8 protein-coding genes and 1 pseudogene are annotated in these 13,097 nt (G+C 67.1%); 3 read left to right on the top strand and 6 right to left on the bottom strand.

Features of this window, described 5'->3' with window-relative positions; genetic code table 11:
• Positions 1-8: 8 nt before the first annotated feature.
• From ACH0BU_RS04940 to ACH0BU_RS04930, 3 genes are read right to left on the bottom strand one after another with little or no spacing between them, the layout of a single operon-like run.
• On the bottom strand, positions 9-1,604 hold the full coding sequence (locus tag ACH0BU_RS04940; protein ID WP_296218893.1) for a GspE/PulE family protein: 1,596 nt from the start codon (positions 1,602-1,604) through the stop codon (positions 9-11).
• Positions 1,601-3,808, bottom strand: coding sequence for a type II secretion system secretin GspD (gene gspD, locus ACH0BU_RS04935; protein ID WP_145119911.1), 2,208 nt, complete (start codon positions 3,806-3,808; stop codon positions 1,601-1,603). The genes ACH0BU_RS04940 and gspD overlap by 4 nt, the downstream gene beginning before the upstream one ends.
• On the bottom strand, positions 3,805-4,638 hold the full coding sequence (locus ACH0BU_RS04930; protein ID WP_296218894.1) for a type II secretion system protein N: 834 nt from the start codon (positions 4,636-4,638) through the stop codon (positions 3,805-3,807). The genes gspD and ACH0BU_RS04930 overlap by 4 nt, the downstream gene beginning before the upstream one ends.
• 129 nt (positions 4,639-4,767) lie before the next feature.
• On the opposite strand from ACH0BU_RS04930, the pseudogene ACH0BU_RS04925 reads away from it, so the two are divergent.
• A pseudogene (locus ACH0BU_RS04925) lies at positions 4,768-5,429 on the top strand (prolyl hydroxylase family protein).
• Positions 5,430-5,474: 45 nt separating this feature from the next.
• On the opposite strand, the gene ACH0BU_RS04920 reads toward ACH0BU_RS04925, so the two are convergent.
• From ACH0BU_RS04920 to ACH0BU_RS04910, 3 genes are all read right to left on the bottom strand, one after another.
• Entirely contained in the window at positions 5,475-8,288 is a 2,814-nt protein-coding gene (locus ACH0BU_RS04920; protein ID WP_500263836.1) for a TonB-dependent receptor domain-containing protein, read from the bottom strand.
• 94 nt (positions 8,289-8,382) lie between these two features.
• Positions 8,383-10,005: a beta-helix domain-containing protein gene (locus ACH0BU_RS04915; protein ID WP_296218896.1), complete on the bottom strand. Its 1,623-nt coding sequence runs from the start codon at positions 10,003-10,005 to the stop codon at positions 8,383-8,385.
• A gap of 170 nt (positions 10,006-10,175) precedes the next feature.
• Positions 10,176-11,342: a phospholipase D-like domain-containing protein gene (locus ACH0BU_RS04910; RefSeq protein WP_296218897.1), complete on the bottom strand. Its 1,167-nt coding sequence runs from the start codon at positions 11,340-11,342 to the stop codon at positions 10,176-10,178.
• A 119-nt stretch (positions 11,343-11,461) separates the two neighbouring features.
• Here ACH0BU_RS04910 and rpoZ point away from each other — a divergent pair, with 119 nt between their 5' ends.
• Positions 11,462-11,806 carry a DNA-directed RNA polymerase subunit omega gene (gene rpoZ / locus ACH0BU_RS04905; protein ID WP_046411514.1) on the top strand — a complete coding sequence of 115 codons (345 nt, stop codon included), beginning with the start codon at positions 11,462-11,464 and terminating at the stop codon, positions 11,804-11,806.
• Between the two features lie 291 nt (positions 11,807-12,097).
• Complete coding sequence (locus tag ACH0BU_RS04900) at positions 12,098-13,093, top strand: ferritin-like domain-containing protein (protein WP_046411516.1); 996 nt, start codon at positions 12,098-12,100, stop codon at positions 13,091-13,093.
• Positions 13,094-13,097: the final 4 nt, after the last annotated feature.

Below are 13,097 nucleotides of genomic sequence, written 5' to 3'. Positions count from 1 at the left end.
GGGGTCGCTCAGCCATCGGTATCGCGGCGAGATACGCGCACCGCTTCCTCAGCGGTGGTGACGCCCTGCTCCACCATCCGTCGCGCCGCGCTGCTCAGCGTGTCGCTGCGGGCAAAGGCATGCGCCGCAATCGCGCTTTCGTCCGCGCCGTCATTGATCATGCGCCGTACGGTATCGTCGATGCGGATCGCCTCATACACGCCCACTCGGCCCTTGTAGCCGGTCCCGTTGCACTCGGCGCAGCCCTGTGCGGCATAAACCACGGCGTCGCGCGCGATGCCGAGCAGCGGGGCGACCGTTTCCTCCGCCGGCACCGGCCGCCGGCACGCCGGGCACAGCCGCCGCACCAGCCGCTGCGCAATCACCGCGCGCAAGGTGGAGGCGAGCAGGAACGGCTCCACCTTCATGTCGCGCATCCTGGTGATCGCGCCCACCGAATCGTTGGTGTGTACCGTGGACAGCACGAGATGCCCGGTCAGGGAGGCCTGAACCGCGATCTCCGCCGTTTCGCGGTCGCGGATCTCGCCGACCATCACCACGTCCGGGTCCTGCCGCAGGATCGCGCGCAGGCCCGCCGCAAACGTCAGCCCGACCTTCGCGTTGACCTGAGTCTGCCCGACGCCGTCGACCGCATATTCGACCGGGTCCTCGACGGTCAGGATATTGCGGCTGCCATCGTTCAGCAGCCGAAGCGCGGCGTACAGCGTCGTCGTCTTGCCGCTGCCGGTCGGCCCCGTGACCAGCACGATGCCATTGGGCTCGTTGATCGCCCCTTCCAGCAGGTCGTGCATGGCCGGCGACATACCCAGCGCGTCGAGGTCGATCCCGGCATTATCCTTGTCGAGGATACGCAGCACGACCCGCTCGCCCGCGCGGCTCGGCAAGGTGGAAACCCGCACGTCGAGCAGCTTGCCCCCCAGCGTCAGGCCCATTCGCCCGTCCTGCGGCACGCGCCGCTCGGCAATGTCGAGCCGCGCCATCACCTTGATCCGGCTCACCACCACCGGGGCAACATGCGGCGGCATGCGCAGCGTCTCGCGCAGCACGCCGTCGATCCGCATCCGCACGACCAGCCCGGTCTCGTACGGCTCGATATGGATGTCCGACACGCCGTTGCGCGCCGCATCGGCGATCACGCCGTTGATCAGGCGGATCGCCGGCGCATCGTCCGCCGTGTCGAGCAGATCCTCGGCGGTGGGGATGCCGTCGGCCAGCAGGTCGAGCTCGTCGCCCATGCCAACGGCGGCGAGGGCGGTCGCCTGGCCATCCATCGCGTAATTGTCGCCGAGTAGCCGGTCGAAGGCCGCCGGTTCCAGGATCACCACGTCGAACGGCCGCCCCAGCACGCGCCGCACCTCGATCAGCGCGCGCGGGTCCGCGCCTTCGCGCAATGCCACCGCCTCTCCCGACAGCGTCACGCCGAACTTGCGGGCAAAGGCATAGGGCAAGGTGACGAGATCGAGGTCCAGCACCGGCACCCCGCTGGCCTCAAGTGCGATGACGCCGGCCGGCGCACCGGACGCCGGCACCGTCGCCGCCGGGATGGCAGCGGCCGGAGCAGCTCCCTCTCCCTCGGCCGACAGGTCGCGCCCGGTCCTGATCATTTGTCGCGCCGCTTGATGGTGACGGCGGAATTGCGTTGCACCGGCACCTGGATCCTCGGATCCTCGATATTGCCCGGCACCGGCGCGGAGGGGATCGGCGCCGCCGCCCCCATGTAATCGCGCACCAGTTCGTCGATCGACGGCTCGCGCGCGGGATCATGCAGCCCCTGCTGCAACCGCAGATAGCCGTAGCGCTGCTCGGTCACCCGGCGGTTGTCCTCCGGCGTGCGCAGGATCGTGGGGCGGATGAAGACCATCAGGTTCGTCTTCGTGCGCTGCTTGCCCTTTGATCGGAACAGATTTCCCAGCACCGGAATGTCACCCAGCAGCGGCAGCTTTTCCAATGTGCGCCGCTCGTCGTCGCTCAGCAAGCCGCCGATGATCGCGATCTGTCCGTCGTCGACGGTCAGCGTGGTCTCCACCTCGCGCTTGTTGAGGATCAGGTCCGAATTGTCGTTGCTGACCGGGCCGGCGATCGAACTGACCTGCTGGTGCAGAAACAGCTTGATCGAGCCGCTGGAGTTCACCTGCGGCCGCACCTCCAGCTGGATGCCGACATTCTCGCGCTGCACCGTGCGGAACGCATTGTCGAAATTCTGGCTCAGCGCCTCACCCGTTGTGATCGGGATTTCCTGACCGACCAGGATGCGCGCTTCCTGATTGTCCAGCGTGATGAGGCTCGGCGCTTGCAGCAGGTTCGATGTCGTGTCGGATTTCACCGCATTGATGATCGCGCCGAACACCGTGTCGCCGCCCAGCGTACCGCCATAACCGCCAAAGGCGCCGCTCGCCCCCAGCACTGAATTCAGCGCCTGTTGCGCCAGCGCGTCGGCGGCGGGATTGGGCGTGCTCGTCGTGGTGCGCGACCCATCGGCACCGACGACGGTGGTGGTGGTCCCGCCGATCTCGCGCGCAGCGACCGCGCCAGCGATGGTCAACAGGCTGGGCGCGGTGTTGGAGAAGCTCGTCGCCCCGAACGCCCCGCCCGACAGGCTGCCCAGCAGGAACTGGAAGCCGAGCCGGCTGGCCGTCTGATCGGACACTTCCGCCACGATCGCCTCAACCAGCACCTGTTCGCGGCGCGTATCCAGTTGGCGGACCACCTCGCTCAACTGGCGCTGGATATCGGCCGGCGCCGCGATGACGATCGCATTGGCGCCGACGAAGCGTGTCACCACCGCCGGCGCGCGGCCGCCCTGCGCCTGCACCGCCGGCGTGCCGCTGGCCCCGCCCCCCGGCGCCGCCTGGCTCTGCGTTTGCCCGCCGGTGTTCACCGTGGGTTGCCCGCCGGCGTTTCCGCCATTGGTAGAGGCGCCGAAATTCGACTGGCTCAGCTGATTCTGCGGGATCGTATCGGGCGTTTGCCCGACAAGTTGCTGCAGGACGGGCAGCAATTGCCCGGCATCGGCATGTTCGAGGAACACGACCCGGATCTCGGTCCCGCTCTTTGCCTTCTGGTCGAGATCCGCGGCGACCTGCGCCAGCCGGGCGACGGTGGTCGGGTCACCGCGCAGCGCGACCGAGTTGGCGCCCTCAACCGCGACCACACTCGCCGTCGCCGTCTGCCCCTGCGCGGGCGTCCCGATCAGGCCCTGCAGCGCCGTCGCGATATCGCGCGCGCCGGCATTGCGCAGCGCGATCACCCGCGTCGAATTGTTGTCGGTATCGATCCGCCGCAGCACTTCACGCACGCGGCGCACATTGTCGGCGAAATCGGCAATGACGATCGAACTGCCGGCGCGATTGGCGCTGACCGATCCCTGCGCCGACACCAGTGGCCGCACCGTGTCCACCGCGGATTGCGCATCGACCGAACGAAGCCGCACGATCTCCGTCACGAACTGGTTGCGCGCCGCGCCCGCGCTGCCGATCCGCCCCGGATTGGCGGCGGCATTCTCGATCGGCTGGACGCGCAGCGCGCCATTGGCGGTCGGCACCGTCACCAGCCCGTTGGCGCGCAGCGTGGACAGGAACACCTCGAAATATTCCGATCGGCTGAGCGGTCGGTCAGTGACGACGGTCACCTTGCCCTGCACCCGGCTGTCAATGATGAAGGTACGCCCCGTGACCTTGGCGGCATCGGCGATGAACGCGCGAATGTCGGCGTCGCGCACGTTGAGCGTGGTCTGCGCCTGCACCGGCGCGGCAAGCACGGCTGCGGCGAGCACCGGCGCGAGCGCCGATGCCAGGATCCAGTGCTTCATTGTCCGGTCACCTGAACGCTCAACGCCACCGTCTGCCCCCCTCGTTCCACCGTCAGGCCAATCGTGCCCCCACCGGCAAATTGCGCGGACAGCCGCTCGATGTCACCCGGTCCCTGCACCGCCCGCCCGCCAATCTCGGTCACGATATCGCCGTCGCGAAGGCCGGCCGCCCGAAATGCCGCGCCCGATCCCGCCGGCCGGACTACCAGTCCGTTCATCCGGCCGCCTTCGACGCGTGGCACGAAGCCGATCTCGTTCTGGAACTGCTGGACCGTGATCCCTGCCGTCGTCGGTGCGGCGGCCGGCTGCGGCACGCCGGGCACCGGCGCCGGGACAGCGGCAGCCGCTGCGCCGTCAGACTGATCGAGGAACAGATCCTCGCGCGCGCCGCCGCGTTCCAGCGTGACATGGTCGAATGCCACCGCGCGCAGCACCACGCCGGGGATGATCTCCTCGCCGACCGCGACGCTTTGCTGCACCCCGTCGGGGCCCGCCAGAATGGCCGAGCCGCGTCCGGTCGCTTCGTCGATGCGGGTGCCGAACAGCTTCAGCTGCAACGATGTCACCACGGCAGGACCGCTGCTCGCCGCCCCGCTGATGCGGTAGAACGGATCGAAACCGCGCAGCACCTCGCCGGGCGCGATCGGCAATGTCGGCCCCGCCGGCCGCCATTCACCCAGCGGGGTCACCGGCGTCACCACCGTCCACACCAGCCGCGCGCCCTGCACCGCCAGCGCCGCCAGCAGCGCCAGCTCCGCCAGCGAATACACGTTCACCACGGGGATCCGCCGCAGAAGCGCTCGCGCACGAGCGTCGAAACTCAATCGCATGTGCTTGCCAATCCCCGCCCCGGCCGCCGCCCGGCCGCCGCTATGTCCGTGATGTTACAGCGCGATTGCAGCCAAGTGTAATAATTCCGCACTGGCCCCTCTCGCGATCGGCTGGCACACCCTGCGGCGATGCGGAATATTGCTCCCGCCCCCCGGCTCGTCGGCGACCATGATGGCAGCGTCGTCGCACGGCTCACCGCCGTCTCGGGGGTGCAGCGTGTACCTACCCCGCGCGCCAGCCTGTTCCTGCTACGCCACTTTCTGGATGCCGGGACCTGCGCGGCGCTGATTGCGCTGATCGAGGCCGATCGCCGCCCCTCCACCGTCTCCGATGCCAATGGCGATTCGGCTTATCGCACCAGCGAGACCTGCGATCTTGCCGCGGCCCATCCGGTGGTTCACCGCGTGGAGCAGGCGATTGCCGAACTGACCGGGATCGACCCCGCCTATGGCGAACCGCTGCAGGGCCAGCGCTATGCGATCGGGCAGGAGTTCAAGGCGCACACCGACTATTTCGAGCCCGGCGGGATCGACTTTCATCGTTACTGCGCGGTCGCCGGAAACCGCACCTGGACGTGATGGCCTATCTGAACGCGCCCGAGGCCGGCGGCGCGACCCGCTTCAAGGCGCTCGACAAGACGATCCAGCCCGAACCGGGCAAGCTCGTCGCCTGGAACAACCGCCGCGACGACGGCACGCCCAATCCCGCCACCATTCACCACGGGATGAAGGTGCGCGCCGGCGTCAAATACGTCATCACCAAATGGTTTCGTGAGCGCCCGTGGGGCTGACCCTGCGCGCCGCACCGGGCGCGCAGAGCCGTATCATCCGGCCGATCAGAAGGTGACGCTGGCGCCCAGCGTGAACAGCCGGCCCTGCTCGAACCGGTTGATATACACCCGGCGCCCGCCCTCGAACGTCTGATATTCCTGATATTTCGTACCCGACAGGTTGCGCGCCTCGCCCTTGATCTCGACACGCGTGCCAAGGAAGTCGACCGTCTGGCGCGCCACGAAATCGACCCGGATGCCAGGCCGCTCGATGATGTCGGGCTGGAACCCGACGCCGCCCAGCAGCGACGGCCCGCGGTTGGTCACGCGGTCGCTGGCGTAGTTGAACAGCAGCGTCAGCTGCGTTTCATTGTCCTTGTCCTCATAGCCCAGCTGCAGGTTGACGAGATGGTCGGACTGCCCCGTCAGCGGCGCGCCGTCACGGAACTGGAGGTTCGCCGGCGCGAAGCCACCCGGGCATCCGCCAAGCGACACACCCAGCACGCTCGGCACGCATTCGGAATTCGCCGTGATCTTGGACTGGGTGTAGGTGTAGTTGGCAATGAGGACCGCGCGCTTGCCGCCCAGGCTCTCCGAGATGAAATCGAGCGGGAAATACTTCTGCGCCTCGATCTCGCCGCCCCACAATGTCGCCTTGGGCAGATAGGTGAAGCCGGTCTGCAACCGTGCATCCGGCGTCGGATAGAAGCCGACCTGCTCGATCGGATTGTCGATCCTCTTGTAGAAGCCCGCTGCGGTCAGACGCTGGTCACGGTCGAAGAACCATTCGTAGCGCGCTTCCAGATTGTAGAGCTCCGAGTCGCGCAGCAACGGGTTGCCGAAGAACAGGCGGTCCGATTCGAAATCGCGGAACGCCTGCGGCGCCAGCTCACGGAACTGCGGACGCGCGATTGTCTTTGCCGCCGCAAGCCGCAGCTGCATGTCGGCGGCGAAATTCCACGTCAGCGTCGCCGCCGGCAGGAAATAATCGTTGTTGAGCCGCGTGGACGGCGCCGCCAGCGGAGTCACCGTCTGCTTGGCGGTTTCGTAGCGCACGCCGATAATCGCGCGCACTCCGTCGATCGCTTCCGCCTCGGCCTGCACATAGCCGGCATGGATCAGCAGGCTCGCATCATAGCGGGTCGATCCGTTGAGGCCCGCATCGAACCGCAGTTGCACCGCATTGCTCGCCGGTGTTCCCGTGGTCGCCACCGGGCAGCCGTTCAGCACCTCGGGCGACAGCAGATAATCGGGGCGGTACAGGTTGCACGGGAACGGAATCGCCCCGCCAGCGACCGTCTGGTAGGTGTAGGGCAGGCGCGTCGAGGTTCGCTCGTTCTGCGAGTAATAATAGCCCGCCGACAGCGTGAACGGCCGGTCGCCCGGCAGCTTGTAGGCGACGTCCGCCTGCCCCGAATACAGATCCTCGTTCAGCTCGCTGAACACGACTGTGGCAAAGCGGCCGAACGAGTTGCTCGCCTCCCACACGCCGGGGCATTGCAGCTCCGACCCGCCGACCGAATTAGCGCCGGTCACATTGTAGCTGGTGTTGCAATTATAGACGAACTGCCGCTCGTACGGCGAATTGCGCTTCGAATTGGCATAAGCGCCGCGCACGTCGAGCGACAGATCCTCGACCGGCTTGAACTCACCCACCAGCTGGGTCTCGATCAACTGGCGCTCGAACCAGTTGGTGTTCTGCTGGAACAGCGGGTTGCCCGACGAATTGTTGTACACTGTCGCCGCCGAGGCACGCCCCTGCTTCAGCGTGTCGTGGATATAGACATTAGTCCAGCGGATGCGGTTCTCGTCAAACTCATAGCCGAGGCCGAGCATCCCGTTCACCACCGCGCGCATGTCGGTGATGACGGTGTTGAAATCGTTGCGCAGCGTGCCGTCTTCGCTGATCGTGTCCTGCTGCAGCGTGGCGCGGGTGCGCCAGGTGTTGGAGACGCTGCCGGTCGCGATCATGCCGACGCGCCCCGCTCCCAGATCGCCCGTCAGGCCGACGTTGATGTCGGCCGACCAGTTCGCCGGAATGTCGCCGTTGCGCTGGAGCAGCGTGGTGCGCGCATTGGACAGTTGCGCCACCTGCTCGGTCGGGATGATGCCGCTGCCCTGCGCCCCGTTGCGGATGAAATCCGGTACCTTGCGCTCGCCATTGTCATAGCCCAGCCAGTCGGTCTTGGACCCGTAATAGGTATAGCCGAGCTTGCCGGTGGTCTGGGTATCGATCCCGCCCGACGCGCCGATGGTGACGAAATTCTCGTCCGGGATCGCCTTGGTCGTCAGGTTGATGACGCCGCCGCCGAACTCACCCGGATAGTTCACCGAATAGGTCTTCTGGACCAGCGCCGACCCGACGATGGTCGTCGGGAAGATGTCCAGCGGCACGGTGCGGCGCAGCGGCTCGGGGCTGGGCAGCGGCGATCCGTTGAGCAGCGCCGAGGAATAGCGATCGCCCAGGCCGCGTACGAAGACATAGCCGTTGCCGACCACCGATAGGCCGGTGACCCGCGTCAGCGCGCCGGCAATGTCGCCCTCACCCGTCCGCGCGATGTCGGCGCTCGACAGGACGCTGATGACCTGCGCCGTCGAGCGCACCGTATTGGGGATGTTGCGCCCCACCACCACGATGTCACCGCCGGAGGAGGCGTCGATCCCCGGCGCGGAAACCTCCGGAACGCCCTGTTCGGCGCCAGGCTGAACGGCGGTATCTGCCTGCGGCTGGGCGGGATCGACGCCGGTCGACATGGTGCTGGTGGCCGGCGGCCCGGCGGGCGTGCTCGTGGAGGGCGCGACCTGGGCCAGGGCAGCCGGCGCGACCAGCGTGGTCGTGAGAAGAAGCAGGGTGGAATAGGCGGTGCGCTGGCGCAGCATGGTCGGGCCTTCCGGTCAGATGGCAGTGGGCGGGCCCGCGGCCGCGTCGAAACGCTCGCCGGGGCCCGCCTTGGTCATGGATGCCGAAGGGGGCTCAGCGGCCCTGGCACTGGAAATAGACCGAGTTGAAGGTCGGCGGGCCGACATCCTGCAGCTCGGCATTCGCCGGCCGGATCGTGGTCCGGTTCGCGCCCTCGCCCGCACCGGCGACGATGTTGATGCACGCCTGCCCGGCGGCGGATTTCACCACGCCGTTGATGAAGGCGAAGTCCGCACCGCCACGCAGGCGGATCGCGGCCGGCGCCGACGGCGTGGTCTGGATGAAGGTGAAGTTGGCGTAGCGGCCGTAGGTGCGCGGCAGCAGGTCTTCCGAACCGTTCGAATCGATTTCGGTCGCGAAGGAATCGGCGGTCGTGCCCGACGGCTTCTGCGCGGCGATGATGAACTGCATGAATCCGCGCCAGCCGTTGTCGACGTCGAACGCGTCGTCGTCCGACCCGGTCACCGCAAAATATTTGAGGTTGGTCGTGCCGCCGAAGATCTCGATCCCGTCATCGGCCGAATTGTGGCTCTGCACGTGGTCGATCGTCGTGCCGCTGCCCGTGCCGCCCAGCGTCAGCCCCTGCAGCTCGTTGCCCTCGCTGATCGCGATGCCGGTATAGCGGATCTGGACATAGCGCAGCGTGCCCGAATTGCTCGCCTGGTTCGGCCCGCCATAGAAGCGGCCGGTCACGCCCTCGATGGGGTTCTGGCAGCTGGTGCTGGTGCCACCTGCATTGTTCGGGCCGGTGCCCGTGGCGCACACCGCGGTCGGCGCCTGGCCCAGGATGACGAGGCCGCCCCAGAAGCCCTGCGAGGCTTCCGACACCCCGTTATTGGTCAAATTCTGCTGCGCGGTGAAGATGATCGGCGCTTCGGCGGTGCCGACCGCGTTGATCTGCGCGCCGCGGTTGACGAGAATCAGGTCGTTGGAGCTCTCGCTCGAATCCGCCGCCAGCACCACGCCCGGCGCGATCGTCAGCACCACGCCCGAGGCGGCGCCGGTGGAGCCGACATCGGTGCCCACTTCGGTCTGCCCGCGGAAGCGGTAGAAGACCCCCGGGATCTTCGGCAGCGTCAGGCTGGTGGTGATCGTCTGCGGCAGGCGGCATGCCTTGAAGCCGCCGACGGTCACATTGTCATCGATCGTGCCAGTCGGGCAGGCCGTGCCCGCCGCCAGGGTGCCGATGTTCGGCACCGCGGTGCAGGCAGCGGTGGTGCCACCGAAATTTGCCGAGGTCGAATTGCAGGTCCAGCCCTGGAACGACGTGTCGTTCGGGCCATTCAGCGCGCCGACAAAGTTCGTCGCGGTGAAGAACGGGTTGATCTTGGCCGGGTTCGTCGCCGGGGTCAGCGAGGTCGCGCTGACCGGATAGACACCGTTCAGCCCCGCGAAGCCGTTGACGTTGTTGTTCGCGCCCGCGTTGACGATGGCGAGCTGCTCTTCGGCGGTGATGGTGACGCCGCTCTGCGTCGTCGCAAGGGCGAACTGCGCCGCGGTGATCGGGCCGGGGTTCGGCGTGCCGGTCGGCGCGGGGGTCGGGGTCGGGGCCGGCGTGACGATCACGTCGATGTTGCCCGCGCCCGGCGAAGCGACGCCGTCAGCGCCGCCACAAGCGGCCAGCAAAAGGCAGGCGGTACCGGCAAGAAACTGATTGCGGCGGCTGAAGCTCAGCATGTCTCACTCCCGTTGAACAGACGGTCCGTCCCCTGGACCGGAAGCGAGTCGAGCTGATTGCCCGCCGCCCTCCCCAGCGCCGCTAGGCGCGGCGCGTGACAGCCGCGTGGAGGTTCAGGGTCGGATGCGTGACGATACTGTTTCGGATCCGTGACAGCGCACGGCCGGCTTTATTCGTCGATGCCGAAGTTCAGGCTGCGCGAGACGAGCGGGTCCGCGACACCGACCAGCAGATAGGCGATGAACTGCTTCGCCCGCTGCCACAGGCCGGTCGCCGCCATGTAGCGGTCGAGCGTGATCTCCTCCGACTGGGCGATCTCGCCATCAATATATTGCCGGACATGGGCGGCGAACGCCGGGTCATCGATCCGCAGCATCAGCTCGAGGTTGATGAACAGGCTGCGCATGTCGAAATTGGCGCTGCCGATGTGAACCGCATCGTCGATCGCGTACAATTTGGTGTGCAGCTTGGTCGGCAGATATTCGAATACCCGGATGCCCCGCCGCAACAGCCCGCGATAGGTGAAGCGCGCCGCGGCGATCGTCGCATTGTTGTCGGACTTGCGCGCCGTGACGACACGAACCTGCTGTCCCAGCCGCCCGGCCCTGTCGATCCGCCGCAGCAGATTGGGGCTCGGCGTGAAATAGGCCGCGATGATGTCGATCCTGCGTGCCTTGCTCATGTCGCGTCGGATCGCGCGGGCCCAGGGCGACAGGCGCCGCGTCGGTCCGCCGATCAGCCAGCGCACCGGCCCGGCATGTTCGCTCCACTGCGACAACGCACGGTTCACGTGGCGCAGCTTGCCGTCATCGGACCGCACCCAGGCCCGCAGCGCATCGAAATAGCCGGCGATCCGCGCTGCCGCCGCCCCCTCCATCAACAGGCCAAGATCGCGCCACGCCTGGTCGCCGGTGGTGCCGAAATAATCGTCCTCGATGTTGAACCCGCCGATGATGATGCGCGGATTGGCCTCCTCCGCATCGGCCAGCGCCAGCTTCTGGTGGTTGCGCAGCAGGTAGCGTCGGCCCAGCCGCGGTACGAAGCGGCAGACATGGACCCCCGCCTCGTCCAGCGGATCGAAGAAGCGCCGATCGGCGGCCTCGTCGCTGCCGAATCCGTCGACGATCAGGTTCACGTCGACACCGCGGCGCGCCGCCGCGATCAGCGCCGCATTCACCCGCTCTCCCGCCTGATCATCGGCGTAGATATAATAAAGAATGCGCAGCGATCGCGTGGCCCCCGCGATCAGGTCGATCAGCGCGTCGAGCCGCTCCGGACCCTCGACCAGCAGGCGCAATCGGTTTCCGTCTACGGTGAAGGGCGCTGCATGGTTCATCCGCCCTGCCTTGGCCGTCCGGGCCCGCAGCGGCAAGGACGCGCTTTTCTTGACTTCCCCAAGCCCCTCCCCTAGATCGCCGTCCTTCATCCAGCGATAGTTAAGCGAAGGAAGCGTCTATGGCGCGCGTCACGGTCGAGGATTGCGTCGACAAGATCCCGAACCGGTTCGATCTGGTTCTGCTCGCAGCACAGCGTGCGCGGCAGGTGTCCGGTGGCGCCGAGCTGACGATCGATCGCGATCGGGATAAGAACCCGGTGGTCGCGCTGCGCGAGATCGCTGAACAGACGGTCAAGCCCAAGGATCTGAAGGAAGCCGTGGTGCAGAGCCTGCAGCGCGTCCAGATCGACGACGAGGAAGAGGCGGATGCCGTCGGCTCGCTGGCCGCATCGGCAGAGGCGCTCCGCCTCACCGCCGCTGCCCCGCCGCGCAACCAGAACCTGGGTGCCGACTACGACGGCTGACGCCCGCGTCGGCCGGCGCAGCGATCGGCCGCACCAGCGTTGAAAACCAAAAAAGCCGCGGCATCCGTCGTGGCTTTTTTGTTGTCCTCGTTCGCTGCCCGCAGAGTTGATGGCGTGGCCTCCTGTCGCCGAGGTCCGCCAGTAGCTGCTTGAGGATTCAGCGACTTACGCGACGGCGGATAGGTCTATTCCCCTATCGCGGCGCCTTCCTTCTTCGATGATTGTAGCTCTTCCGGCGCGTGGCGCACGAAGCAGGCCGCCAGAATCGCGCATGTCGGGAAGGAGAGACCCATGGCTGAAAGCGAGCAACTCACCTTGATGCGCGAGGAACGCGCGGCGCGGCGGGGCGCCGGGCGGCGTGACTTCTTCAAGCTGGCAGCCGCGGGTGCGGTCGGTCTGGGCGCCGCCGGGCTCGCCGGGCGTGCAGCGGCCCAATCCACCGCGCCCAGCGATACCGATCTCCTCAATTTCGCGCTCAACCTCGAATATCTCGAGGCGCAATTCTACAGCTTCGCCGCGATCGGCACCGGCATTCCACCCAATCTGCTGACCGGAACGCAGACGCAGGGCGCCGCCACCGGCGCGCGCAAGGCCAACCTGCAGGATCCGGTGGTGATCCAATATGCGCGGGAAATCGCCTCGGACGAACTGGCGCATGTCACCACGCTGCGGCGCGTGCTGGGCTCCGCCGTCGTTGCCCAGCCGGCGATTGATCTGTCGCCGCAGATCTTCACCACCGCCGCTACGTTGGCGGGGATCGACCTATCGGCCAGCGGCGGGGTGTTCGATCCCTATGCCAGCGACGATAACTTCCTGCTCGCCGCCTATATTTTCGAGGATGTCGGCGTCACAGCCTACAAGGGTGCGGCGCCGCTGCTCAGCGATATCGACAATATCGACGGGGCGGCCGGCATCCTCGCGGCGGAGGGCTTCCATGCCGGGATCATCCGCGGCGCGCTTTATCGCCGCGGGGTGGAAATCCCCGCCTTGTGGACCGACACCGACAAGATTTCCGCGCTGCGCAATCAGGTCGACGGCAACGTCAACTCGCCCGGACCGCCCCAGCGTGTCGCCAATGACGATTCCGGTGTCTCGCCGGTGCAGACGCAATTCGGCCTCACCGCCAATTTCGTCCCCACCGACAGCAACGGGATCGTCTTCAGCCGCAACGCCGAACAGGTGCACAACATCGCGTACCTGACGCCCAATGCGGCGACATCGGGCGGCTTCTTCCCCAACGGGACCAACAATCCGAACCCGGCGCTGCGCCGCTCGGGCGCGAACTGAGGAG

Source organism: Sphingomonas olei (assembly GCF_045369765.1).
In the GTDB taxonomy this organism is placed as follows: domain Bacteria; phylum Pseudomonadota; class Alphaproteobacteria; order Sphingomonadales; family Sphingomonadaceae; genus Sphingomonas; species Sphingomonas panaciterrae.
The sequence above is the reverse complement of the archived record's forward strand: the minus strand, read 5'-3'. Positions and strand labels throughout refer to the sequence as shown.

Excerpts from the sequence above, each read along its gene's own strand:
- rpoZ (WP_046411514.1), top strand. The coding sequence starts at position 11,462 with ATGGCGCGCGTCACGGTCGAGGATTGCGTCGACAAGATCCCGAACCGG.
- ACH0BU_RS04915 (WP_296218896.1), bottom strand. The coding sequence starts at position 10,005 with ATGCTGAGCTTCAGCCGCCGCAATCAGTTTCTTGCCGGTACCGCCTGC.
- ACH0BU_RS04910 (WP_296218897.1), bottom strand. The coding sequence starts at position 11,342 with ATGAACCATGCAGCGCCCTTCACCGTAGACGGAAACCGATTGCGCCTG.
- gspD (WP_145119911.1), bottom strand. The coding sequence starts at position 3,808 with ATGAAGCACTGGATCCTGGCATCGGCGCTCGCGCCGGTGCTCGCCGCA.
- ACH0BU_RS04920 (WP_500263836.1), bottom strand. The coding sequence starts at position 8,288 with ATGCTGCGCCAGCGCACCGCCTATTCCACCCTGCTTCTTCTCACGACC.
- ACH0BU_RS04940 (WP_296218893.1), bottom strand. The coding sequence starts at position 1,604 with ATGATCAGGACCGGGCGCGACCTGTCGGCCGAGGGAGAGGGAGCTGCT.
- ACH0BU_RS04930 (WP_296218894.1), bottom strand. The coding sequence starts at position 4,638 with ATGCGATTGAGTTTCGACGCTCGTGCGCGAGCGCTTCTGCGGCGGATC.
- ACH0BU_RS04900 (WP_046411516.1), top strand. The coding sequence starts at position 12,098 with ATGGCTGAAAGCGAGCAACTCACCTTGATGCGCGAGGAACGCGCGGCG.